The organism is Tenacibaculum skagerrakense, from assembly GCF_004345825.1.
Classification (GTDB): Bacteria; Bacteroidota; Bacteroidia; order Flavobacteriales; family Flavobacteriaceae; genus Polaribacter; species Polaribacter skagerrakensis.
Genome location: NZ_SLXM01000004.1, coordinates 82,670 through 106,795, shown reverse-complemented (window position 1 = coordinate 106,795; position 24,126 = coordinate 82,670). Strand labels below are relative to the sequence as shown.

23 protein-coding genes are annotated in these 24,126 nt (G+C 31.6%); 15 read left to right on the top strand and 8 right to left on the bottom strand.

The genetic code is table 11. The features are described 5' to 3' along the window. A complete protein-coding gene (locus EV195_RS08170; protein ID WP_132794459.1) occupies positions 1-771 on the top strand; it encodes a class I SAM-dependent methyltransferase in 771 nt (256 codons plus the stop codon). Here the strand turns inward: EV195_RS08170 and EV195_RS08165 are convergent. Beyond that, positions 768-1,742: an FAD:protein FMN transferase gene (locus EV195_RS08165; RefSeq protein WP_132794458.1), complete on the bottom strand. Its 975-nt coding sequence runs from the start codon at positions 1,740-1,742 to the stop codon at positions 768-770. The two genes, EV195_RS08170 and EV195_RS08165, sit on opposite strands and share 4 nt — an antisense overlap. Before the next feature lie 114 nt (positions 1,743-1,856). Here EV195_RS08165 and EV195_RS08160 point away from each other — a divergent pair, with 114 nt between their 5' ends. Next, the gene (locus EV195_RS08160) at positions 1,857-2,708 is read left to right on the top strand and encodes an OmpA family protein (RefSeq protein ID WP_317128219.1); all 852 of its coding nucleotides are present in this window, start codon (positions 1,857-1,859) and stop codon (positions 2,706-2,708) included. 70 nt (positions 2,709-2,778) lie between these two features. Here the strand turns inward: EV195_RS08160 and EV195_RS08155 are convergent, their stop codons facing one another. After that, positions 2,779-5,403: a DUF5916 domain-containing protein gene (locus EV195_RS08155; protein ID WP_132794456.1), complete on the bottom strand. Its 2,625-nt coding sequence runs from the start codon at positions 5,401-5,403 to the stop codon at positions 2,779-2,781. 186 nt (positions 5,404-5,589) lie between these two features. Here EV195_RS08155 and rplM point away from each other — a divergent pair, with 186 nt between their 5' ends. The 10 genes from rplM to EV195_RS08105 all read left to right on the top strand — a co-directional run bounded on the left by rplM (position 5,590) and on the right by EV195_RS08105 (position 15,938). Continuing rightward, positions 5,590-6,045, top strand: coding sequence for a 50S ribosomal protein L13 (rplM, locus tag EV195_RS08150; protein ID WP_132794455.1), 456 nt, complete (start codon positions 5,590-5,592; stop codon positions 6,043-6,045). Further along, positions 6,045-6,431 (top strand): 30S ribosomal protein S9, encoded by a 387-nt coding sequence (gene rpsI, locus EV195_RS08145; RefSeq protein ID WP_132794454.1) that lies wholly within the window; start codon positions 6,045-6,047, stop codon positions 6,429-6,431. The genes rplM and rpsI overlap by 1 nt, the downstream gene beginning before the upstream one ends. Before the next feature lie 150 nt (positions 6,432-6,581). Further along, on the top strand, positions 6,582-7,334 hold the full coding sequence (gene rpsB, locus EV195_RS08140) for a 30S ribosomal protein S2 (RefSeq protein ID WP_132794453.1): 753 nt from the start codon (positions 6,582-6,584) through the stop codon (positions 7,332-7,334). Positions 7,335-7,420: 86 nt separating this feature from the next. Next, entirely contained in the window at positions 7,421-8,389 is a 969-nt protein-coding gene (gene tsf / locus EV195_RS08135) for a translation elongation factor Ts (RefSeq protein WP_132794452.1), read from the top strand. Between the two features lie 94 nt (positions 8,390-8,483). Further along, positions 8,484-9,194, top strand: a complete 711-nt coding sequence (gene pyrH, locus EV195_RS08130; RefSeq protein ID WP_132794451.1) for a UMP kinase — start codon at positions 8,484-8,486, stop codon at positions 9,192-9,194. Positions 9,195-9,235: 41 nt separating this feature from the next. Further along, entirely contained in the window at positions 9,236-9,790 is a 555-nt protein-coding gene (gene frr / locus EV195_RS08125; RefSeq protein WP_132794450.1) for a ribosome recycling factor, read from the top strand. Positions 9,791-9,884: 94 nt separating this feature from the next. Next, entirely contained in the window at positions 9,885-12,254 is a 2,370-nt protein-coding gene (locus EV195_RS08120; protein ID WP_132794449.1) for an efflux RND transporter permease subunit, read from the top strand. Between the two features lie 93 nt (positions 12,255-12,347). Further along, positions 12,348-13,790: an asparagine--tRNA ligase gene (gene asnS, locus EV195_RS08115; RefSeq protein ID WP_132794448.1), complete on the top strand. Its 1,443-nt coding sequence runs from the start codon at positions 12,348-12,350 to the stop codon at positions 13,788-13,790. Positions 13,791-13,874: 84 nt separating this feature from the next. Continuing rightward, positions 13,875-15,338, top strand: coding sequence for an RNA polymerase factor sigma-54 (rpoN, locus tag EV195_RS08110; RefSeq protein ID WP_132794447.1), 1,464 nt, complete (start codon positions 13,875-13,877; stop codon positions 15,336-15,338). After that, on the top strand, positions 15,339-15,938 hold the full coding sequence (locus tag EV195_RS08105) for a phosphatase PAP2 family protein (protein ID WP_132794446.1): 600 nt from the start codon (positions 15,339-15,341) through the stop codon (positions 15,936-15,938). A gap of 5 nt (positions 15,939-15,943) precedes the next feature. On the opposite strand, the gene EV195_RS08100 is transcribed toward EV195_RS08105, so the two are convergent. From EV195_RS08100 to EV195_RS08075, 6 genes are all read right to left on the bottom strand, one after another. After that, on the bottom strand, positions 15,944-16,609 hold the full coding sequence (locus EV195_RS08100) for a porin family protein (RefSeq protein WP_132794445.1): 666 nt from the start codon (positions 16,607-16,609) through the stop codon (positions 15,944-15,946). Between the two features lie 78 nt (positions 16,610-16,687). After that, positions 16,688-17,161, bottom strand: a complete 474-nt coding sequence (locus EV195_RS08095; protein ID WP_132794444.1) for an ExbD/TolR family protein — start codon at positions 17,159-17,161, stop codon at positions 16,688-16,690. A gap of 22 nt (positions 17,162-17,183) precedes the next feature. Continuing rightward, positions 17,184-17,816 carry an ExbD/TolR family protein gene (locus tag EV195_RS08090; protein WP_132794443.1) on the bottom strand — a complete coding sequence of 211 codons (633 nt, stop codon included), beginning with the start codon at positions 17,814-17,816 and terminating at the stop codon, positions 17,184-17,186. Between the two features lie 6 nt (positions 17,817-17,822). Continuing rightward, on the bottom strand, positions 17,823-18,260 hold the full coding sequence (locus tag EV195_RS08085; RefSeq protein WP_132794442.1) for a hypothetical protein: 438 nt from the start codon (positions 18,258-18,260) through the stop codon (positions 17,823-17,825). 8 nt (positions 18,261-18,268) lie between these two features. Beyond that, a complete protein-coding gene (locus EV195_RS08080) occupies positions 18,269-18,982 on the bottom strand; it encodes a MotA/TolQ/ExbB proton channel family protein (protein WP_132794441.1) in 714 nt (237 codons plus the stop codon). Between the two features lie 226 nt (positions 18,983-19,208). After that, positions 19,209-20,249 carry an asparaginase gene (locus tag EV195_RS08075; RefSeq protein WP_132794440.1) on the bottom strand — a complete coding sequence of 347 codons (1,041 nt, stop codon included), beginning with the start codon at positions 20,247-20,249 and terminating at the stop codon, positions 19,209-19,211. A 94-nt stretch (positions 20,250-20,343) separates the two neighbouring features. Between EV195_RS08075 and EV195_RS08070 the strand changes: the two genes are divergently transcribed. From EV195_RS08070 to EV195_RS08060, 3 genes are all read left to right on the top strand, one after another. After that, entirely contained in the window at positions 20,344-21,042 is a 699-nt protein-coding gene (locus tag EV195_RS08070; protein ID WP_132794439.1) for a zinc metallopeptidase, read from the top strand. Positions 21,043-21,136: 94 nt separating this feature from the next. Next, complete coding sequence (locus EV195_RS08065) at positions 21,137-21,646, top strand: hypothetical protein (RefSeq protein ID WP_132794438.1); 510 nt, start codon at positions 21,137-21,139, stop codon at positions 21,644-21,646. A 110-nt stretch (positions 21,647-21,756) separates the two neighbouring features. After that, positions 21,757-24,126 (top strand): TonB-dependent receptor domain-containing protein, encoded by a 2,370-nt coding sequence (locus EV195_RS08060; RefSeq protein ID WP_132794437.1) that lies wholly within the window; start codon positions 21,757-21,759, stop codon positions 24,124-24,126.

Genomic DNA, 24,126 nt, shown 5'->3' with positions numbered 1-24,126 from the left:
TTGTCTCTTTTTCAGTCCATATTAAACACCATACCAAGACCTTTACTCATTAAGCTTAGTTACCCAGTAAGGTATTTCTTAACTTTTTGGTTGAAAGGAAAAAAATTCACTGACCCAATTGATGGGAAATCTTTCAGAAAGATGCTTCCTTATGGATATGAAGTACAACGAAAAAATGTACTTTCTCCATCTACACTATCTTTAGAAAGACATCGTTTAATGTGGTTATATTTAAAAAACGAAACTGACTTTTTTACTTCAAAAGAAAAGAAAAAGCTTTTACATATTGCTCCAGAGCAATGCTTTTATAGTCGATTTAGACATCAGAAAAACTTAGAATATGTAACTTCAGATCTTGAATCTCCATTAGCTGATGTTAAGGCCGATATTTGCGATTTACCTTTTGATGATAATTCTTTTGATATTATTTTTTGTAATCATGTGTTTGAACATGTACCGAATGACAAAAAAGCAATGCAAGAGTTATTTAGAGTTATGAAACCAGGTGGGTTTGGAATTTTTCAAATACCTCAAGACATTGAAAGAACTAAAACTTTTGAAGATGACTCAGTTACTGACCCAAAAGAAAGAGCAAAAGTATTCGGACAATACGATCATGTTCGTATTTACGGAATGGACTACTTTGACAAATTGCGCTCTGCAGGATTTGAAGTAAACGAAATAAAATACTACGAAAAAATTCCTTCAGAATTAGTTACAAAATATGCATTAGATGAAACTGAAATCTTACCTGTTTGCTATAAAAATTAATTAGTAAACTCAAGAATTTCTCCTTCCTTATTTGCATACAACAACACTACTTTTAATTCAGGATGAGCTATCAGAAAAGCTTTTGTATCTTCTAATCCCATAGCCATAAAAGCAGTTGCATAGGCATCAACATCAGCACAATCACCTTCTATCAAAACAGAAGCGCTGAGTAAATTATTTTCTTGAGCCAAACCAGTTTTTGGATTTACAGTATGCACAACTTTTTCTCCGTTGCTATTTACTTTAAATTTTCGGTAATTTCCAGAAGTAGCCATCGATTGGTTATTCAATTCTATGGTTCTAGATTGACTTCTTGTACCATCAGTATTCGGATCATCAATCGCTACTTTCCAAAAAGAGTTTCTAGGACTCATTCCTCTAGCTCTTATTTCTCCACCTATTTCAACTAAATAGTTTTCAATTTTTTTACTTTCTAACAATCTTCCAATCACATCAACTCCTAAACCCTTAGCAAAAGCATTTACATTAAACTCGATTTCATCAGGTTTAAGTACTTTATTCTCCTTTAACACAATTTTTTCAAATCCCATCAACTGCTTTAAAGAATCTACTTCTTCAGTAGTAAGATTATTTATTTCTTTTCCAGAACCAAATCCATAAGCATTAATTAATTTACCGATTGTTGGATCAAAAAAACCATCTGTTTCATTATAAATCTTTTTTGCTTTTTCAAAAGCTTCTATAAAATAAGAATCCACAATAACCGAATTTTCATTATTATTAACTTTTGAAATTATAGAGCTTGGAATATAGGTTGATAATGAGTTATTAAAATCTTCAAATACTTTATCAATCTCTTCTTGATAATTCTCAGAACTCTTGTACACAATAGTATAAGTTGTGCCAAAAATATTACCTTGTAACTTTGTGTACGTGTCTTTTTTTTCTGTTTTACAAGCATTAAAGGTTATTAAAATAAAAATTGAAAGAAATAAATATTGTCTTAACATGGATGATTTATGTTTATTTAACAAAAATAAAGTAATATCCGCTAAAATAGCGTTAACATAACCTCATAGTTTAATCATTTTCTTAAATTTGTATCTTACCATTAACTATAATATATGATGAAAAAAATAGTATTATTTGTATCAGCCAGTCTTTTGTTGATGTCTTGTGCTGCTAATAAAGAGCTTGAAGCATTAAAAGCAAAACATGAGCAAACCAAAGAAGAATTGTTAACAGTAAAAACTAACTTGACTAAATGTTTAGTAGAAAAAGACAAATTTCAAGATAGGTCTAAAGATTTAGAAGCAAGAATAGATGAACTAAAAAAGGATAAAGAAAATACTATTCAACAAGTTGAGAACTTAACTGTGCTTACTAAAGGTGCAAACGACAATATTAAAGAAACGTTATCTCAGTTAAGCAAGAAAGATAAGTACATCAATAAAATTAGAGCAGCAGCTTCTAAAAAAGATTCACTTAACTTAGTAGTTGCTTTCCATTTAAAGAAAGAATTACAAGATGGAATTGATGACGAAGACATCGAAGTGAACGTTGAAAAAACTGTAGTATTTATTTCTATTTCTGATAAGTTATTATTCAAAAGCGGAAGCTACACAATTACAGACAAAGCTTCTAAAGTACTTAAGAAAGTTGCTACTGTTGTTAACGCTCAACCTCAAATGGATGTAATGATTGAAGGTCATACTGATAACACTCCAATTGCTGAAAACTCAACGTTAAAAGACAACTGGGACTTAAGTGTTAAAAGATCAACTGCAATTGTACGTGAGTTACAAAGTAAATATGAAGTTGCTCCAGAGCGTTTAATCGCTGCAGGTAGAAGTAGCTATATTCCTTTAGCTGCTAATGATACTCCAGCAAATAAGGCAAAAAACAGACGTACAAAAATTATTATTTTACCACGATTAAATCAATTCTTTGATTTATTAGACCAAAAAGTAGAGTAGTATAATTTTACAAAGCATAAAAAAAACCATCAGAATTCTGATGGTTTTTTTGTGTTTCTCTGTTTCTTTTTTAAAGAAATCTGTATGTAGCTTTTATAAGAAAAGTATTTTGTAGTGTGTTCTCTAAAATTTGATTATTTAAACCTCCTAATAAAGATCTATCTGAATCTACATTTCCTGTTGTTCCTTGAGCCCAAACTAAGAACAACTCTGAACCTGGAATATATTCCCATCTTGCTACTAAATTCGACCTAAACTGAACAAACGAGAAATTAGGATTTGAAAATTGATAATCTGTAACACCATTTGCATCTTCATCTACTAAATAATCACCGCTAGATGATTGTTGAATTTGATTATTAGCATACCATACAACACGTTCATTCAAATCTTTAGCTATCGAATTATTCACATAATTAAAGTTATTGTACCTTCCTCTTGAGATAAAAGGTTGTCCATAATATTGAATCGACAAATTTGGATTGATACTATAATTAAGTCGTAAAGTTGTACTCCATGTTTTTTGATCAATATTTCCTAAAATATATCTTTTTACCGAACCATAATCTGCTTCACTCACATATTGAGTTTTATTTGGATCTTCAGTATATTCAGTAGTTAATGAAGCATTAAAAGAATCAAATGGTTGGTAATTTAAACCAAACACGTACCTTGTAAATGAAAAGTTGTTTTGTTCTGTTCCACTTTTGATATATCCAATTCTAAAATTAACTTTCTTACTCTGATCTGAACCAAAAAACAATACCATATAATTTTCTTCAGAAAAACGCCATCTTGGACCTCCTCTTAAAAAGGTATTTATGAAAATTCTTGGTTTATGCACTAACTGCAATTCTGTCCACCAATTATTTATCCAATTTATATTTCCTTGAAGACTATACTCCATTCTATTATAATTACCTTCAAAATCAAAAGAGGATAATTGAAAAAGCTCAACACGAGCATCTCTGTATGTTTTTGTTGGAACTTGCCATAAATAACTCACACTCGCCGACTGTCTAATTTCATCAGTCCTCCTCAAAAAACCAATATCATTAAGCTCTAATTCTGGTGAACGCCAATTAACACTTGCCCAGTAACGCCAATTTCCTCCTCCTCTTTTTCCTCCAAAAACCCTACCTCCGGTTCCGGTTAATGAAGTTCTATTTGGATCTACTTCAACATGACTAGCATCTACTCGTTGAAATAAATGTGTTAACGACTCTTGAGTTGCTTGGATTGCTTCTTTACTTCCTACTACATGACTAGCCACTAAATTACTCTGAATATAATAATCTCTATTATGCCATTCATGTCTAAAATCTAATCCTCCAGTGTAGGCAGACTTTCTCAAAAAGTTTAACTTACCATCTAAATTCCTGTTAGTAGATGTAAAAACTCCACCTATATAACTATTACGCTCATTAAAATCTTTTTGTGCTCTTGCAACAAAATAATTAGTTAAAGGCTCTACCAGTTCTTCTCTTCTAGAACCATTCGCATCAATTACTGCATATTCATTAGAAGTAACAGTTTCTAAAACACCAATTGACCAACCATCTCTTGTTTTACCAGAAAACTTTGCTGCTCCTAAAATAGTAGTGTTATTAGGTGTATCAACAAATTCGTTTGAAGTAGCATTTGCACTTCCTTGAGGAGATCTTCCTATTCTTCTGCTGTAGAAAACATTATCAGACCCATCTGCAAATTGAAAATCAAAAATGTTTTTATTTTCTACAAAAAATGGTCGTTGTTCATTGAAAAAAATCTGAAATCCATCTAAAGCAATGGCACCCGGATCTGCTTCTACTTGTCCAAAATCAGGATTTACAGTCAAATCCAATGTTAAATCATTAGTAATTCCAATTTTTGCGTCTAAACCTGCATTGAAACCAAAATCACTTCCATCTCTAAAAGGATTATTTCCTTCTTTTTCGTATGTATCGTATTGAAAAACAGTAAAAGGCTGTATCTCTAACTGCTTTTGAGACTTCAACCCTTTCAATCCATGCAATTCTCCTGCTTCACTAATAAAACCAGATACTTCATTCGGAATTCGCTGCCAAAGAGATCGTTCTTGCTTTCGAAACAGCATTCTGTTAATGTTTAATCCCCAAACCTGCTCTTCTGCTTTTCCAAAACGTAATTGTGAAAAAGGAATTTTCATTTCAGCAGTCCAACCTTTATCATCTACAACTGCATCTGTATACCAAATAGGGTTCCAACTAGCATCCCAACTTTGTCCATTTTGAGTTGCCAATTCTTCTCCTTTTACACCTGCAGCAGTAACAGTAAAAACAAAAGCAGTTCTTTTATCGTGATAACTATCAATGATTACATTTATTCTGTCTCCTGCAAAACCATCTCTTCGAGACAATCGTTGCTCTATTTTTTCAGGCTCATCATCAAAAGCTCTAAGTGCTATGTACAGATATTTTTCATCGTATCCGATTTTGAATTTGGTTTGATAAGTTGGTGGAGTGCCTTCATCAGGAACCTTTTCAGTAAAATCTTCCCCCCAATCTAAATGATCCCAAGCTTTATCGGAAATAATTCCATCAATTTTAGGAAGCGTTATCATTTTCTTTGTATGATACTTCTTCTTAGGAACTGTAACTGAATTCGAATTTTCTTGACAATAGATATATGAACTTGTAAACAAGCCAAGAAACAGGAGTAAATATCTCGCTCTCATTAGTAAGTTTTATTGAACTTCAAAAGTATAGCAGAATTCTCTTAATAATATGTTAATTTAAAAAAGGCTTTGTATAAATGAAAACAAAAGCAACTTACTATTTGTCAGTAAAATAAATAATTGTAAATTTGCACTCCTTTTTTAAGGAAATAAATTAATTATTAACAGACAAAAACTAAATCGTGTATGAACACATTAAGTTACAAAACGGTATCGGCTAACAAAGCTACTGTAAACAAAGAGTGGGTTTTAGTTGATGCGGACGGGCAGTCATTAGGTCGTTTAGCTTCTAAAGTTGCAAAACTTATTAGAGGTAAATACAAGCCTAACTACACACCTCACGTTGATTGTGGTGATAACGTAGTAATTATCAACGCAGACAAGATCAATTTAACTGGAAGTAAGTGGGCTAACAAAACTTACATCCGTCACACAGGTTATCCAGGTGGACAAAGATCGCTTACTGCACAAGAAATGTTCGATAAAAATCCTACAAGATTAATCGAAAAAGCAGTAAAAGGTATGTTACCAAAAAACACATTAGGTAGCGCATTATTTAGAAATTTATATGTGTATGCTGGTACAGAGCACGGACAAGAAGCTCAAAAACCAAAATCTATTAACCTTAACGATCTTAAATAATGGAAACAGTTCACAAAATAGGTAGAAGAAAAACAGCTGTTGCTCGTGTATATGTTTCTGAAGGAAATGGAAACATTACTATCAACAAGAGAGAATTTAAAAACTATTTCACTACTCCAACTTTACAGTATAAAGTTCAACAACCTTTAATGTTAACTGAAAACTTAGGTTCTTATGACATTAAAGTAAATGTTTATGGTGGTGGAGTTACTGGTCAAGCTGAAGCAATTCGTTTAGCTATCACTAGAGCTTTAGTTTCAATAAACGAAGAGCACAAAGCAGTATTAAAGCCAGAAGGATTATTAACTCGTGATCCAAGAATGGTTGAGCGTAAGAAATTCGGTCAGAAGAAAGCTCGTAAGAAATTCCAGTTCTCTAAGCGTTAATATGTATGCTGGACTTGTTTCAGCATATTTACAATGTTTCGAGACTGTTATTATAAGATTAAAATTTTTATTAACAGTTTAGTATCTAAATAGTTCAGACGTAAAACTACTGTGCTATTGCGAAAACAGAACGTAAACACATTTATTAAAATGGCAAACATTCAAGAATTATTAGAAAGTGGAGTACACTTTGGTCACTTAACAAGAAAGTGGAACCCAAACATGGCTCCTTACATTTATACAGAACGCAATGGTGTTCACATCATCGACTTGTATAAAACTTCAGCTAAAATTGATGAAGCTACTGCAGCTTTACAAAAAATAGCTAACTCAGGACGTAAAATCTTATTCGTTGCAACTAAGAAGCAAGCAAAAGATATCGTTGCTGAAAAAGCAAAATCAGTAAACATGCCTTACATCACTGAAAGATGGCCAGGTGGTATGTTAACTAACTTCGTTACTATTCGTAAAGCTGTAAAGAAAATGGCTTCTATCGATAGAATGAAGCAAGATGGTTCTTTTGATGCACTATCAAAAAGAGAAAAATTACAAATTAACCGTCAACGTGAAAAGTTAGAGAAAAACTTAGGTTCTATTTCTGACATGACTCGTTTACCAGGTGCATTATTTGTAATTGATGTTAAGAAAGAGCACATCGCTGTTGCTGAAGCACAAAAATTAAACATTCCAATCTTTGCAATGGTTGATACAAACTCTGATCCAAGACCGATTGATTTTGTAATTCCTGCAAACGATGACGCTTCTAAGTCAATTGATAAAGTTTTATCATATGTAACTGAATCAATTTCTGAAGGATTAGCTGAAAGAAAAGCTGACAAAGAAAAGACGAAAGCTGACAAAGACGTAGATGCTACAGAAGTAGAAGCTGAAGAAGCTAAATAAATTTTAATTTAAAGGTTTCATTACATTGGAACCTTTATTTTATTATATCCTTGTAATAATTAATACAACTAATAAAAAAACATAAAATGTCAAAAATTAGCGCTGCAGACGTAAAAAAGTTAAGAGAAACTACTGGTGCAGGAATGATGGACTGTAAGAAAGCTTTAGTAGAAGCTGAAGGAGACTTCGATAAAGCTATTGAAATCTTACGTAAAAAAGGACAAAAAATTGCTGCTAAAAGAGCAGATCGTGATTCATCTGAAGGTGTAGCTATCGCTAAAGTTAGTGATGACAACACTTATGGAGTAGCAATCGTTTTAGCATGTGAAACAGATTTCGTTGCTAAAAACGATAGTTATAAAGAATTAGCACAACAATTTGTTGACATCGCTATTAATTTCACTAATAAAGAAGACTTCTTAGCTGCTGATTTTGGTGATGGTAATACTGTTGCTGAGAAATTAATCGAGCAAACTGGTGTTATCGGTGAGAAAATTGAGATTCCTTCTTTCGAAAGAATTGAAGCTCCTTATGTAGGATCTTATACTCACGTTGGTAAAATTGCTGCTTTAGTTGGAATTACAAAAGCTATTGATAAAGCTGCTGAATTAACTAAAGATTTAGCTATGCAAGCTGCTTCTATGGGTGCAACTACTTTATCTTATAAAGATTTCACTCCAGAGTATGTAGCCGCTGAAACTGAAGCTAGAATTGCTGCAATTATTAAAGATAATGAAGAGTTAGTTCGTTTAGGTAAAACTTTAAAGAACGTTCCTCAATTCGTATCTAGATTACAGTTAACTGACGAGGCTATGGCTCAAGCAGAAGAAACAGCAAAAGAGCAATTAAAAGCTGAAGGTAAACCAGAGCAAATTTGGGATAAAATCTTACCAGGTAAAATCGAAAGATTTATCTCTGATAACACTACTTTAGATCAAGAGCAGTGTTTATTAGATCAAAACTTCATCAAAGATGATAAGAAAACTGTTGCAGAATATGTTTCTTCTTATGGTGATGTAGAAGTTAAAAATTTCGTTAGAGTAACTTTAGGTTAATTCTAATTCGAACATATTTTTTAAGAAACCTTGCTTTTTGGCAAGGTTTTTTTGTGAGTAATATTTGTATATTTGCACAACTTTCAACAAAACTATGCAATACAAAAGAATACTTCTAAAACTTAGCGGTGAAGCCTTAATGGGAGACCGCGATTACGGAATTGACCCAAAAAGATTAAAAGAATACGCTTTAGAAATAAAACAAGTAGTTGAGAAAGGCATTGAAGTTGCCATTGTAATTGGAGGAGGAAATATATTTAGAGGTGTTTCTGGTGCTGCTAATGGAATGGATAGAGTTCAAGGTGACCACATGGGAATGCTTGCTACTTGTATTAACGGATTAGCGCTTCAGAGTGCTTTAGAAGATGTTGGTGTGTACACAAGAATGCAAACAGCTTTAGAAATTAAAGAAGTGGCAGAACCTTACATCAAAAGAAAAGCCATTCGTCACTTAGAAAAAGGTAGAGTAGTTATTTTTGGAGCAGGAACTGGTAATCCTTACTTTACTACTGATACTGCTGCTGTTTTAAGAGCTATCGAAATTGATGCAGATGCAATTTTAAAAGGAACTCGTGTAGATGGAATTTACAATGATGACCCTGAAAAAAACAAAGACGCAATTAAATTCGAAACTATTACGTTTAAAGATGTAATAGAAAAAGGGTTAAAAGTAATGGACATGACCGCTTTTACTCTAAGTGAAGAAAATAAACTACCAATTATTGTTTTTGACATGAATAAAAACGGAAATTTAGTTAAATTAGTTTCTGGAGAACCAATCGGAACAATAGTTGATTACAAATAGATCATCATATTTAATTATATCGATTAACAAATTTTTGAAAGATGACAGAAGAAATAGATTTTATATTAGATAGTACTAAAGAAGCTATGGATAGCGCAATTTCTCACTTAGAGAAAGAGTTAAGAAGTATTAGAGCTGGAAAAGCTTCTCCAGCAATGTTAGCTAATATTCAAGTAGATTATTATGGATCTGCAACGCCTTTAAGCCAAGTTGCAAATGTTAATACTCCAGACGCTAGAACAATTTCTATTCAGCCTTGGGAAAAAAACATGTTGCAAGAAATTGAAAAAGCAATTATGATTGCTAACATAGGTTTTAATCCAATGAATAATGGTGAAAACATCATTATAAATGTTCCACCATTAACAGAAGAACGTCGTCGTAACTTAGCTAAACAAGCAAAGGCAGAGGCTGAGCATGCAAAAGTTGGTGTTAGAAACGCTAGAAAAGATGCTAATAATGAAATTAAAAAGTTAGATGTTTCTGATGATATGAAAAAAAACACAGAAGCTGATATTCAAACTTTAACAGACAAATATGTAAAGCTTATTGATGAAAAGCTTGTTGTTAAAGAAAAGGAAATCATGACGGTTTAATTTTTATGATATATTTTTAAAAGAAGAGTGTTTACAACACTCTTTTTTTGTTCTATTACCTCTTTTTAACATACCTTTGCACAAATTTTTTTGAATGACTTTTTGGACTAAAATCGCAGGATTTATTTTACGAAATCGCTATCTAGTATTAGCTGTAATTATTGGTATAACTGCCTATTTAGTCTCCCAAACCAACAACATTCGTTTTTCCTATTCTGAGGCAAACCTACTTCCGGAAAACCATCAAGTCAACATAGAGTACAATAAATTCTTAGAAATTTTCGGAGAAGAAGGGAATTTAATAATACTTGGTTTAAAAGATAGTACCGTATTTGAAGTAAAAAAATTCAATGCTTGGAACGAATTAGCAAAAAAGTTAGATAACACTCCTCAAGTAGCTTTTACCGTATCTATTACTGATATTAAAAAATTAGAAGCAGACAGGAAAAACAGAAAGTTTGTAGTAAATCCTCTCTTAGAAAAAACTCCTTCCACTCAAGAAGACATAGAAAGTATTAAAAAACAGTTGTTTGAAGAATTGCCTTTTTATCAAAATATTCTTTTTAACGAAGAAGGTACAATTCAAACAGCAATATATCTTAAAAAAGACATTGTAAACACTCCTGAAAGAGCTGATTTTATTAATAATTATCTTATTCCAGAAGTAAAAAAATTTCAGAAAGATAATCAACTAGATGTACGTATCTCTGGTATGCCATACATTCGAACATTAAACTCTCAGAATATCGCTGATGAAATGCTTCTGTTTGTTGCTGGTGCTTTACTTATTACTGCCATCATCTTCTTTTTCTTTTTCAGATCTTTTAGAGCTACGTTTATCACTATGCTTGTTGTAGGAATTGGTGTTACTTGGGCGTTTGGTTTCATTGGATTGTTAGGATACGAACTTACTGTTTTAACAGCTTTAATTCCTCCATTAATTATTGTTATTGGAGTTCCTAATGCTGTCTTCTTAATTAATAAATATCAGCAAGAAGTTAAAAAGCACGGTAATCAAGCAAAGTCTTTACAACGTGTAATTTCCAAAATTGGTAATGCAACGTTAATGACGAATATTACAACTGCCTCTGGTTTTGCAACATTCGTATTTGTTAAAAGTCAACTTTTACGTGAATTTGGTATACTAGCTTCTATAAACATTATTAGTATTTTCATTTTAGCTTTATTGATTATACCAATTTTATATAGTTTCATGCCGCTACCACAAAAGAAGCATTTGAACCATTTAGAAAAAAAGTGGATGGAAAATGTGGTAAACTGGATGGAACGTACAGTAAGACATCATAGAATTACTATTTATATAACTACAGTAGTTATTATTATATTAAGTATGGCTGGTCTTTCTTTAATTAGAGTTTCTGGAAGCTTAATTGAAGATATGCCTAAAGGAAAACAGTTTTATAAAGACATCAAATTTTTTGAAACTGAATTCGGTGGTATTATGCCATTAGAAATTTTAATTGATACTAAAAGGGACAAAGGTGTTATGAAATTATCAACCTTAAAGAAAATGGAAAAGTTAAATGAAACCATTGAAACTTTCCCTGAACTTTCTAAGCCTATATCAGTTAACAATTTAGTAAAATACTCAAAACAAGCCTATTACAAAGGAAACCCTAAATATTATCAACTTCCAACGAGCCAAGAGCAAAGTTATATTTTTGCCTATACCAAGAACTCTGATAGTAATGCTGGGATGCTTAAGAATTTTGTTGACAGCACTGGACGATATGCAAGAATTACTACATTCATGAAAGATGTAGGTACTGATAAGATGGATATCATTCAAGAGCGTTTAAATGCAGTTATCAAGAAGCAATTTCCGGATGAAAAATTTGAAGTTTCTATGACTGGAAAAGCTTTAGTTTTTCTAAAAGGAACTAATTACCTTATAAAGAATTTAGTAATATCTCTTTCTCTAGCGATTCTCTTAATCTCAATTTTTATGGCGTGGATGTTTAGATCATTAGAAATGATATTAATTTCTTTAATCCCAAACATGTTACCGCTATTAATGACTGCTGGATTAATGGGATTCTTTGACATACCGATTAAACCATCAACTATTTTAGTTTTTAGTATTGCCTTTGGTATTTCTGTAGATGATACAATTCATTTTCTCGCTAAATACCGACAAGAATTACTGGCAAATAACTGGAGAATAAAACCTGCTGTATATTCAGCTCTTAAAGAAACTGGAGTAAGTATGTTTTATACTTCAATAGTTCTTTTCTTTGGCTTTTTAGTATTCACAGTATCTAGCTTTGGAGGAACTATAGCATTAGGAGGTTTGGTTTCTGTAACGCTGTTATTAGCTATGGTTTCTAATTTATTATTACTACCATCACTTCTATTATCTTTTGAAAAGAAAATAGCTAACAAAAAAGTGTTAAAGGAAACTAATTTTAAAATATTACCTCCTAAGGAGAAATCAGAAAAATAATTCTATTTTCATTAAAAAGCTACCATTCATGCATTAAATGCGTTGCTTGTTTCTCCTTAAAAAATTATATTTGTCCCTCAATTTTTAAAGGATATGAAAACAAGTAGCGTAAAAGAATTATTAGCTTCAGAAAAACTTCTTCAAGAAGTAAATGTTAAAGGTTGGGTAAGAGCGTTTAGAAGTAATCGTTTTATTCAATTAAATGATGGTTCTACGATTAATAATATTCAGTGTGTTGTTGATTTTGAGAATACAGATGAGGCTTTATTAAAAAGAATTACCACTGGCGCTGCTATTTCAGTTTATGGAACTTTAGTTGAAAGTCAAGGCAAAGGACAATCGGTTGAAATTCAAGTAACAAGTATTGATATTTTAGGAGATGCTGATCCTGATGAAGTTTCAAAAACTATTTTACAACCTAAGAAACACTCTTTAGAGTTATTAAGGCAACAAGCACATTTACGTGTTAGAACAAATACATTTAGTGCTGTAATGAGAGTGCGTTCGGCATTATCTTTTGCAGTACATCAATATTTCCAACAAAATGGATTTTATTATGTAAATACACCAATTATTACAGGTTCAGATGCTGAAGGTGCAGGTGAAATGTTTAGAGTTACGAATTTCGAACCAAACAAAGCTCCGTTAAATGAAGATGGTGAAGTTGATTATAGCCAAGATTTCTTTGGAAAACAAACTAACTTAACGGTATCTGGACAATTAGAAGCAGAGACCTATGCAATGGGACTTGGTAAAGTATATACATTTGGACCAACATTTAGAGCTGAAAACTCAAATACTACGCGTCATTTAGCTGAATTCTGGATGATTGAACCTGAAGTTGCATTTAATGATTTAGATGCGAACATGGATTTATCTGAGGATTTCATTAAGTATGTTTTACAGTATGTATTAGATAACTGTCAAGATGACTTAGCTTTTTTAAATGATAGATTCGTTAAAGAGGATAAAGCAAAGCCTCAAGCTGAGCGCAGTGAAATGTCATTGATTGAGAAAATTAAATTTGTTGTAGACAACAACTTTAAAAGAGTCTCTTATACTGAAGCAATTGATATTCTACGTAATAGCAAACCTAACAAAAAGAAGAAATTCCAATTTCCAATTGATGAATGGGGAGCTGATTTACAATCTGAACACGAACGTTATTTAGTTGAAAAACACTTTAAATGTCCTGTAATCTTATTTGATTATCCAGCTAATATTAAAGCATTTTACATGCGTTTAAATGAAGATGGTAAAACAGTAAGAGCAATGGACGTTTTATTCCCTGGGATTGGTGAAATGGTTGGTGGTTCTCAAAGAGAAGAACGTTTAGAGGTGCTGAAAGAAAAAATGGCTGCTTTAGATATTGAAGAAGAAGAATTATGGTGGTATTTAGACACTCGTAAATTCGGAACAGCAGTTCACTCTGGATTTGGTCTTGGTTTTGAACGTTTAGTATTATTTACTACAGGGATGAGTAATATTAGAGATGTGATTCCTTTCCCAAGAACACCTCAAAATGCTGAATTCTAAAAAGAATTAAAAAATACATACAGTAATCGCCATTCCTAACAAGAATGGCGATTTTATTTTTACTGAATTCATATATTTGTATCTATGCTAAAACAAAGTTTACATCAAAAATTACTTCAAAAACTGTCGCCTCAACAAATTCAGTTGATGAAACTTATTCAACTGCCTACTCAGGCGTTTGAAGAGCGTTTAAAGCAGGAAATTGAAGAGAACCCTGCTTTAGATACTGGAAAAGAAGAGAGTGATAATTTTGACGACGATTTTTCAAATGATACGGATTATGATGATGCCGGTAGTGAAAAAATTGAAGCTGATGATATCAATATAGACGAATATCTTAGTGACGACGAATTTCCTAGTTATAAAACGCAAACAAATAACTATTCTTCAGACGATGAAGAAAAGCAAGTTCCTTATGCCGCAGGTACAACTTTTCATCAATCTTTGAATAATCAATTAAATACTTTTAGAATAGATGAGGAGGAAAAAGCTATTGCAGAGTTTCTTGTAGGAAGTATAGATGAAAGCGGTTATATACGACGAGATTTAATTGATTTAATTGATGATTTAGCGTTCACCCAAAATGTATTTACTACAGAAGAAAAAGTTGCTTATGTGCTAAAAAATGTAGTACAACGTTTAGATCCAATTGGAGTTGGAGCAAGAGATTTAAAAGAATGCTTAATCATCCAACTAAGATCGAAAACACCTACTAAAAGTCGTGCTTTAGCAATTGACATACTAGAAAATGCTTTCGATCATTTTGTAAAAAAACACTACAATAAACTATTAGATAAGTTTAATATTTCTGAAGAAGAACTTAAGGAAGTAAACTTAGAAATATCAAAACTTAATCCTAAACCTGGTAGCTCTTATGCTGGTAATAATAAAATTGCCGAACAAATTGTTCCCGATTTCACTATTAGAATTATTGACGGAAAATTAGAGCTATCATTAAACTCTAGAAACGCTCCTGAGTTACATGTTTCGAAGGAATACAACAACATGTTAAAAGGATATCAAGATTCTAAAGATAAGACTAAGTCTCAAAAAGATGCGGTATTATTTATCAAACAAAAGTTAGATGCTGCAAAATGGTTTATTGATGCAATTAAACAGCGTCAGCAAACTTTATTAGTTACCATGAATGCTATCATGCATTATCAATATGATTATTTTTTAACGGGTGATGAACGAAAGTTGAAACCGATGATCTTAAAAGATATTGCAGATACGATCAACATGGATGTTTCAACGATTTCAAGAGTAGCAAATAGTAAATATGTTTCTACTCCTTATGGTACGAAATTAATTAAAGAATTTTTCTCTGAATCAATGAAAAACGATCAAGGAGAGGATGTATCTACTAGAGAGATTAAGAAAATACTAGAAAACGTAATAGCAGAAGAAAATAAAAAGAAACCTTTAACAGATGAAAAGTTATCTGCAATTTTAAAGGAAAAAGGATATCCAATTGCGAGAAGAACTGTAGCGAAGTATAGAGAACAATTAGACATTCCCGTGGCTAGATTAAGAAAAGAAATATAAATGAGATGGCATAAGTTTTTATCAACCATTCTTCATCCAATAGTAATGCCAACTATTGGTTTATTGTTGTATTTTTATTTATGTCCTTTTGAAGTTGATTTTAGAGAGCAATTATACTTTTTAAGCATTGTATTTATAGCAACGTATATCATTCCGATATTCATATTAATAGTTTTAAAGCTAACAAATAAAATTAGTTCTGTAAACTTACCCTCAATAAAGGAACGAAAAGCACCTCTCTTTATAATGATGTGTATTTTTTTAATCTTAGCTAGATACTTTAGTGCTTTTAGAAACGCTCAAGATTTATCATATCTCTTTTATGGCACCTTGTTAGGATTGATAGCTATATATCTGATTTTTGTTACTGGAATCAAAACTAGTATCCATTTATTATCTATGGGAAGTGCTGTTGGATATTTTATAGTTTTTCAGCTTATATACAACGTATCTGTTTTGCCTTTAATAATTATTTTAATACTGCTTTCCGGTCTTTTAGGAGCTTCAAGACTATACTTGAAGGCGCACACACCTAAAGAGGTTTATTTAGGCTTTATTTTAGGTGTTAGCTGTCAAATTATTGCCTATTATATGTTATAAAAAACTTATAGCAAGTAAAAAATTAAACCAAACTTAGTTATTTTAGAAGCTACTTCTTCTCCATTTACAATTGCATTTTTATAAACAGAATTAAGTCCGTAGTAGAAATAAAAATTAAATGCACCATATCCAGCAGATACTTCTAATCCTGTTTGAAATTTATTAAAAACGGCAATGTTAGAAAATTCAATTAGCTGGTTATTTAATTCATAAGAAAACTTATTATTCAAATTATAGGTTAATTTCATTCCAGCATAGACTCTCCAAAATGAATAGGTTACAGCATCTGATGTTCTCCAACGTAATTGGATAGGAAACTCCAAATTATGTAATTTGAGTTTATTTGATGCAATATTATCAGCTAATTGTAGCGTATTAGTATCTAACACTTGTAAGTCATGATTAAAGGAATTGTAACCATACCCTACTCCAACACCAGCAGATAAATTTCCTCTTCTTGTAAAAGGAATGTCTTTAATATAACCAAATGACAAGCTATAAGAAAAACCACTAGTTTCAGCCATAGCTGGTTGATTTCTCATTATATCATAGGAAACACTCATATACAATTGATCTTCCCAATACTTATCTCCTAAACGCAATGAATCTTGTTGAGCATAGGTTATAAAAGAGCATACTATAAAAAGTAAAAAGAAATAATTAGACTTCATGTTTAAATATAACTATTAAGAATAAAAAAAGAGCAATTTAAAAATTGCTCTTTTGTATATAATAAATCAAAATGAAATTTATTCACTAATAGTACTTCCCTTGTGAGTAGACAAACTTAACTTAAGAGCATTTACATCTCTTAAACGTTGTCTAATATCAGTTAAAGTACCTACACTCATTTGCTTATCAGCCTTGATTGACGTAGTCATTCTTGGGTGGTTTACCTCAGGAACATCTAATCTAGCATTTAAAATAAATGCTGGAATATCATCAGGACTTGCAATCTTATCGTTTAATTGGATACTGTTGTATTTATTACCAAACTTATCAGTTTCTTTAGCCTGTCCAACATAAATAGTAGTAACTAAACTTTTTTGTTCAAGCTTTTTTACTTCTGTTGCACTTGGTAATTTTGGACTGTTAATCTGTAAGTCTGTTTCTCTCATCACGGTAGTTACCATGAAGAAGAAAAGTAACATAAAAACAATATCAGGTAAAGAGGCAGTCGAAATAGCCGGTGTCCCTTTTTTCTTTTTTCCAAATTTTGCCATGGTTTAATTGTTTTTATAGTTATTATTCAGTACCAGTTGGATCTAGATCCGTAATAATTTGTGGATATGAATCTTTTATTACCTGAACTTGTCTTTCAAGATTCTCATCTTTATTACCACTTTTCTTATAAGCTTCCTCTATTTCATCAAAAGTTCTCTTATACTTTTTTAGAGATAATTCATTTCTTAATTCAGTATAGGCTCTTCTTAATTCGTTCTGTATGCTTACATAAACTTCATAATCAGCAGCTCTATCACTTTCAATTGAAATAATAGCTTTATTAGGGTGGTCTGATGATTCAGGGTCTCTATCCCCATTACAATAATCACATTCTTTACCCTTCTCTTCTCCTGGCATTGGATTTCCAATACCTCCACCATTATCGATAAATTTTTTAGCAGCTCCTTTAAGATCTTTTAACTCCATAACATCTCCGTCTACAAACAAATCGTTATTTCTGTTAATACTAATCTCAAAAATGTTCTTCTCTTTAATCTTTGGCGGATCGTAATTTGCTGGTGGTTTTTCTGGTAATTTCATTGAAATACCAGAGTCAACATCCATAGTTGTTGTTACTAGGAAAAAGATAAGTAGCAAGAAGGCGATATCTGCCATCGAACCTGCATTAATTTCTGGGTTTTCTCTTCTTGCCATGATAAATTATTTAATTAATCCTTTTAATAAATCGAATACAAAGAAAGCCCCTGCTATTACAAGCAAAAATAAACTTCCCCATATACCTGTACTAGTTAATTTAGAAACAGAACTACCTGCAGCTGCAATAATCTCATCGTTAGCATTAATAACTTGATTAGCATCAGCTATTAAATACGAAACTAAAAGTACTACACCTAAACTAACTACTCCCAAGATAGCTCTTTTAAGAGCTGCTGGGTTCTTAAAGAATCCTAATAAAGAAGCAACTACAGCAACTACTACCGAAGCAATCAATAAGATTACTGCAAAAGATACCATCGGTGAAGAAGCACCATCGATAGCTGCTACGTCGTCTTTATTAACCATCATAATGTTGGCGTATAATCCTATACCTACAACACCAATAATGGCTATTAATATTGTTAAAATTTTATTATTCATGCTAGATATTATTTTTTATACTTAGCTAATAAATCGATTAAAGAAATAGAAGCATCTTCCATGTTGTTAACGATACTATCTACTTTAGATACGATGTAGTTATAGAAAATCTGTAAGATAATTGCTACAACTAAACCAAATACTGTTGTTAAAAGTGCAATCTTAATACCTCCTGCTACTACTGCTGGTGAGATATCGTTTTGTACTTGGATTTTATCGAATGCTTCAATCATACCAATTACAGTTCCCATGAATCCTAACATCGGTGCAAGAGCGATAAATAAAGATAACCAAGAGATATTCTTCTCTAACAATCCCATTTGAACTCCTCCATATCCAACTACTGCTTTTTCAGCTGCATCTAATCCTTCATCAGCTCTTTCTAATCCTTGGAAGAAAATAGAAGCAACAGGTCCTTTGGTATTTCTACAAACTTCTTTCGCTGCTTCAACACCACCAGAACTTAATGCATCATCTACACTAGCAATTAATTTTTTAGTGTTTGTAGTTGCCATGTTTAAGTAAATAATTCTTTCGATTGCAATAGCTAAACCTAAAATTAAGGCTACTAATACAATCCCCATAAACGTTGGATCTCCTTCAATAAAACGTTGCTTTAACTCTTGGTGAAAAGTTTTTTCCGCTTCTTGTGCAAAAGTTGATTGAATAGCCCCAAAGAACATAAATCCTGTAAGAGTTAGGACATTTACTGCTTTTTTCATTTTGTTATAATTAATTTAAAAATAGTTAACGTGTTAAAAATACAAATTTTTATATAGTTAACCAGCCTGATTACTAGTAACCTATTTTTATAAGTATGGTTTAAACAAGTAACCCTGCCAGTTTTCAGAGAGCCAAGTAACAAAAAAATGTTGGTACATTAAAAAAAATTAACGCTAATTGTTAAAAAACTTTTCCTTTTTATCACTTAAATTTAAAATTTATCAATTAGGATTGTAAACTTATTTCTCCCCTCAACGGTTTTTCGAAATAATATTTAAAATCTTCTTGTGACAAATTTTCTCCTAATAGGTACATCATTTTAGCAACGGCAGTCTCTGTAGTAATATCTCTTCCGTTAATTATACCTATTCTTTTTAGGTCGGTACTAGTTTCGTACAACCCTAAAATCACACTTCCTCCAGCACATTGTGTAACATTTACTACCTGAACTCCTTTTTTAATTACTTCCTCTAATGATTTAATAAACCATTCTTCATTTAACGCATTTCCAGATCCATATGTTTCTAAAATTACACCTCTTAAACCATTAATATTTAAAATTGTATCTACTACTTTAGGCGTAATTCCAGGAAACAACTTCAAAATAACAATATCATCTATTAAATTTTTTCTAAAGATCAACTGACTCTCTTCACTATCATTTCTGAATAATAAATGCTGATTAAAATGTAAATGAACACCGCTTTCTGCAAGAGGTGGATAATTCATGGAAGCGAACGCTTCGAATTGTTCTGCATTAATTTTTGTGGTTCTATTAGCTCTATATAACTTATATTCGAAATACAAACCAACTTCTCTTATGATTGGTTGGTTATTTTCTCTTGCACAAGCAATTTCAATAGAAGTAATTAAGTTTTCTTTTGCGTCGGTTCTTAAATCTCCAATCGGTAGTTGAGAACCTGTAAAAATTACTGGCTTTTGAAGGTTTTCAAACATGAAGCTTATCGCTGAAGATGTATATGACATCGTATCAGAACCTGTTAAGACAACAAAACCATCATAAATACTATAATTATTTTTAATAATTTCTGCAATCTTAACGTAATAACCTGTATTCATATTAGAAGAATCAATAGGTTCTTCAAATGAAATAGTAGCTATATCACAATTCAAGTGTTTTAGTTCTGGTATTTTCTCTAAAATTTGATTAAAGTCAAATGCTTTTAATGCCCCTGTTTGATAATCCTTTATCATTCCGATTGTTCCACCGGTATATACTAGTAAAATCTTTGGTTTGTTTGCCATTTTGTCAACTTTTATCCCATTATAATAAAATGGAATAATTTATGTTGTAAATTTATTAAACAAAACAATATTTGAAAATTAATTAGAAACGATTATGATAGGTTTTTATATTCTTATAGGTATTATAAGTCTATTCAGCTGGATAGTAAGTAATACTTTAAAAACAAAGTTTAAAAAATACTCTAAAGTACATTTGAGAAATGGAATGAGTGGTGCTGAAATTGCAGAAAAAATGCTAGCTGATCATGGAATATATGATGTTAAGGTAATTTCTACACCTGGTATGTTAACAGATCACTATAATCCAGTAAACAAAACAGTGAATTTAAGTGAAGGCGTTTATAACCAAAGAAATGCTGCAGCAGCGGCAGTAGCAGCTCATGAGGTTGGGCATGCTGTTCAACATGCACAAGCGTATGAATGGTTACAAATGCGTTCTAAATTAGTTCCTATGGTAAGCATTACATCTAGTTTTTCTCAATGGATGATTATTGGCGGGATTGCTTTTGGAGCTGCTTCAGGAAATACAGGAATTGGTTTTTACATTGCTGTTGCTGGTTTATTGTTTATGGCATTGGGTACATTATTCAGCTTTATAACCTTACCTGTTGAGTATGACGCAAGTAATAGAGCTTTAGCTTGGCTTGAAAATAAAAACATGGTTAGTCGTGAAGAGTTAGCCGGATCAAAGGATGCATTAAAATGGGCGGCGAGAACTTATTTAGTTGCTGCTCTTGGATCTTTAGCAATGTTAGCTTATTGGGCGCTTCAAGTTTTAGGTAGTAGAGATTAACATAATTTTCAACATAAAAATAACAAAGGCTTCCCAAAAAGGAAGCCTTTGTTATTTCATATTGTTTGTTTCGTCTAATTGAAAAATGTATTTCATGAAAAAAGCTTTTTTATTATTCATAGCATGTTCAATGTTAAACACTTATTGTTATAGTCAAAAAATGAATCCAACTAAATTAGGAACGATGCTTGAAACTATTAGTGACAGTATTGTGAGTAATACTTCTCAATGGCGATTTATAATTAAAAATACTCCTTTTGTCGCAATTGCAGATTCAACTCATAATAGAATGCGAATTATGTCTCCAATAATAGAAAGCAATAACCTTTCTGAAGAGCTTAAAACAGCATTATTAATGGCAAATTTTCATACAGCCCTAGATGTTAAATATGCCATTTCAGACGGAATTCTTTGGTCAGTATATATTCATCCTCTAAAAGAACTTACAGAAAATCAAGTTTTAGATGCTGTAAGTCAAGTATATTATGCCAAAGTAAATTTTGGAACCACTTTCTCGAGCACTTCATTAGTTTTTCCTGGTAAAAAACCCAAAAAAGAAAATCCAAAATCTACCAAAAAGAATAAATTGATTGATAAAATGTAATTAGTAAAAACCTGATTCATCCGAAATTTATCCCAATTCATCAGTTTTTGATTTTCTAAGAGATGTAACAAGCATAGTTTTGACTTGTCATTAGAAAAATGAAAATCATAATGAAAACATACATTAAAAAGTCTTTTTTAGCATTTATTACTCTTTATTCTTTTCAATTAATCGCTCAACATTCCATTTCAGGAAGGATAACAGACGTAAAAAACCAACCTTTACCTTTTGCTAATGTTATTTTACTAAGCGAACAAAAAAACTCAAATCCTAAAGGAGCAGTTTCCGATGAAGAGGGGAATTATAGCTTTGAAAATATTTCTGAAGGAAGTTATACTATTGAGGTTTCTATGTTAGGTTTTAAAACCAAGACATCCGAAAAATTCATAGTAAATTCATCTAAAACATTCAACTTTATGTTAAAAGAGGAAAACGAATCCTTAAATGAAGTTGTTGTACAAAGTAAGCGTCCTGTAATTAAACAAACAGCCGAAAAATTAGTTGTAGATCTTCAAAACTCTGAAATGCTGAACAATAGTTTAGAGGACGTAGTTAAACGTGTACCTGGAATTATTGTAACTAATAATGGAATCAGCTTTGCTGGGAGATCTGATGTTCGAATTTTAATCAATGGTAAAACCACTGATTATATGGATATGGATACACTTTTACGAGATTTTCCAGCTGATAACATTGCAAAAGTTGAATTAATAGAACAACCTGGAGCTGAATTTGACGCTGAAGGTTCTGGTCCTATTATTAACATCATTTTGAAAAAAAATGTCCGATTAGGAACACATGGAAGTGTAGGTTTATGGATTGGTGAGGACGAAGGTTTTGAATACGGAACTAATGCATCTATTGCTAGTTATAAAAACAAATTAAACTGGCAGTTAAATACTGGTTACTCGGCTCCTACTTGGAGAGATGATTTATTTATTTTAAGAACAGTTGATGATACAACTTATGATCAAGCAACGATAGAGCCTTTTGACCCTAAACGAGTTTGGGTTGGAGGAAGTATTGATTATTACATAAACGACAAAAACTCAATTGGGTTTGGTACTAGGTATAACAACTCAACATCTGATAGAACTTCAAAAAGTAATACTGATATTAACTCGCCAAATTCATTTGAACGTTTTGTAACTGAAAACACTTTTGATAGAGATCAAAACACATTAAGCTTTAATCCTTACTACGAATATAAAACAGCAACTGACAAACTGTTAATTGATTTTAATTACATCAATTTTAAGAATGAAAACACCAATGATATTTATGCAGTAAATGGTAATACTGTTCCTTTTACGAATCAACGCTATTTACAAGATAGTAAATACACTATTAACACGTATAAAATAGATTATTCAAAAACATTTTCAGAAAATTTTAAGCTAAGTGCAGGGTCTAAATACTCTCAAGTAGATACTGACAGTGATTTAAAGTTATTTACTGAGAATACAAACGGTGATTTTGATTTTCAGCCTGATAATAGCAATCGCTTTTTGATTGATGAAAACATCTTTGCACTCTATTCAAAGGTAAATGCCTCTTATGGCGATTGGTCTTTATCTGGTGGATTACGTTATGAAAATAGTAATACAAAAGGAACATCTGTAAGCACAAACGAAACTAGAACAAGAACAATATCTCAATTATTTCCTAGCGCTTCTGTAAGTAGAAAATTGACAGAACAACTTGGAGTAAATGTAGCCTACAGTTATAGAATTAGAAGACCAAACTACAATAGCTTAAATTCTTTTGTAACAGTATATGACCCTTTAACCTCAGAAGTTGGAAACCCAAACTTGAAACCTTCTTTTACAAACAATTATCAATTTAACTTAACTTTCGATAGTCAACCGTTTTTTACAGTTGCTTACAGTGAAACTAAAGACAATTTATTTTTGTTTATTTCTCAAGATGATGCTACTGCACAAATATCTCGAACGACTATTAATCTTAAAGACAGAGAAAACTGGAATTTTAGATTATTTGGACCTTTAGATTTTATTAAAGGATTAGAAGGTTTTACGGGGTTTATTGTTGATTATAATAAATTTGCTTCTGATGAACTAAATCCTAATTTATTATTAACTAAATGGAATTATGGATGGTATACACAAGCAAGTTATAAACTACCTTGGGCTATAAACGCAGAAATGTCTAGCTATTTTGGTTCTGGTGCTTTAGAAGGACAAATTGATGTAGGTTGGATAGGTAATTTGGGCTTTTCATTTGGTAAGAAGTTCCTAGAAGACAGGTTAAAAGTTAACTTAGGAATTAATAAAGTGTTAGACAGAGGATTTGTTGGTCGTGTTAACTACGATAACATTAATGCAAACATTGAGAGTAACGGTTCTAGACAAAATGTACAATTACGATTAACCTATAACTTCGGTTCTAAATTTGGTAAAAAGAAAACCAAGAGTAATTCATCAAGAGATGAAGAAAACAGAATAGATAGCAACGATTAG

Coding starts and splice junctions, on each gene's coding strand:
- EV195_RS08105 (WP_132794446.1), top strand. CDS start 15,339: ATGAGATGGCATAAGTTTTTATCAACCATTCTTCATCCAATAGTAATG.
- EV195_RS08085 (WP_132794442.1), bottom strand. CDS start 18,260: ATGAATAATAAAATTTTAACAATATTAATAGCCATTATTGGTGTTGTA.
- rpsB (WP_132794453.1), top strand. CDS start 6,582: ATGGCAAACATTCAAGAATTATTAGAAAGTGGAGTACACTTTGGTCAC.
- rplM (WP_132794455.1), top strand. CDS start 5,590: ATGAACACATTAAGTTACAAAACGGTATCGGCTAACAAAGCTACTGTA.
- tsf (WP_132794452.1), top strand. CDS start 7,421: ATGTCAAAAATTAGCGCTGCAGACGTAAAAAAGTTAAGAGAAACTACT.
- rpsI (WP_132794454.1), top strand. CDS start 6,045: ATGGAAACAGTTCACAAAATAGGTAGAAGAAAAACAGCTGTTGCTCGT.
- asnS (WP_132794448.1), top strand. CDS start 12,348: ATGAAAACAAGTAGCGTAAAAGAATTATTAGCTTCAGAAAAACTTCTT.
- EV195_RS08080 (WP_132794441.1), bottom strand. CDS start 18,982: ATGAAAAAAGCAGTAAATGTCCTAACTCTTACAGGATTTATGTTCTTT.
- EV195_RS08100 (WP_132794445.1), bottom strand. CDS start 16,609: ATGAAGTCTAATTATTTCTTTTTACTTTTTATAGTATGCTCTTTTATA.
- frr (WP_132794450.1), top strand. CDS start 9,236: ATGACAGAAGAAATAGATTTTATATTAGATAGTACTAAAGAAGCTATG.
- EV195_RS08160 (WP_317128219.1), top strand. CDS start 1,857: ATGATGAAAAAAATAGTATTATTTGTATCAGCCAGTCTTTTGTTGATG.
- pyrH (WP_132794451.1), top strand. CDS start 8,484: ATGCAATACAAAAGAATACTTCTAAAACTTAGCGGTGAAGCCTTAATG.
- EV195_RS08065 (WP_132794438.1), top strand. CDS start 21,137: ATGAAAAAAGCTTTTTTATTATTCATAGCATGTTCAATGTTAAACACT.
- EV195_RS08075 (WP_132794440.1), bottom strand. CDS start 20,249: ATGGCAAACAAACCAAAGATTTTACTAGTATATACCGGTGGAACAATC.
- EV195_RS08070 (WP_132794439.1), top strand. CDS start 20,344: ATGATAGGTTTTTATATTCTTATAGGTATTATAAGTCTATTCAGCTGG.
- EV195_RS08155 (WP_132794456.1), bottom strand. CDS start 5,403: ATGAGAGCGAGATATTTACTCCTGTTTCTTGGCTTGTTTACAAGTTCA.
- EV195_RS08095 (WP_132794444.1), bottom strand. CDS start 17,161: ATGGCAAAATTTGGAAAAAAGAAAAAAGGGACACCGGCTATTTCGACT.
- EV195_RS08090 (WP_132794443.1), bottom strand. CDS start 17,816: ATGGCAAGAAGAGAAAACCCAGAAATTAATGCAGGTTCGATGGCAGAT.
- EV195_RS08165 (WP_132794458.1), bottom strand. CDS start 1,742: ATGTTAAGACAATATTTATTTCTTTCAATTTTTATTTTAATAACCTTT.
- EV195_RS08120 (WP_132794449.1), top strand. CDS start 9,885: ATGACTTTTTGGACTAAAATCGCAGGATTTATTTTACGAAATCGCTAT.
- rpoN (WP_132794447.1), top strand. CDS start 13,875: ATGCTAAAACAAAGTTTACATCAAAAATTACTTCAAAAACTGTCGCCT.
- EV195_RS08060 (WP_132794437.1), top strand. CDS start 21,757: ATGAAAACATACATTAAAAAGTCTTTTTTAGCATTTATTACTCTTTAT.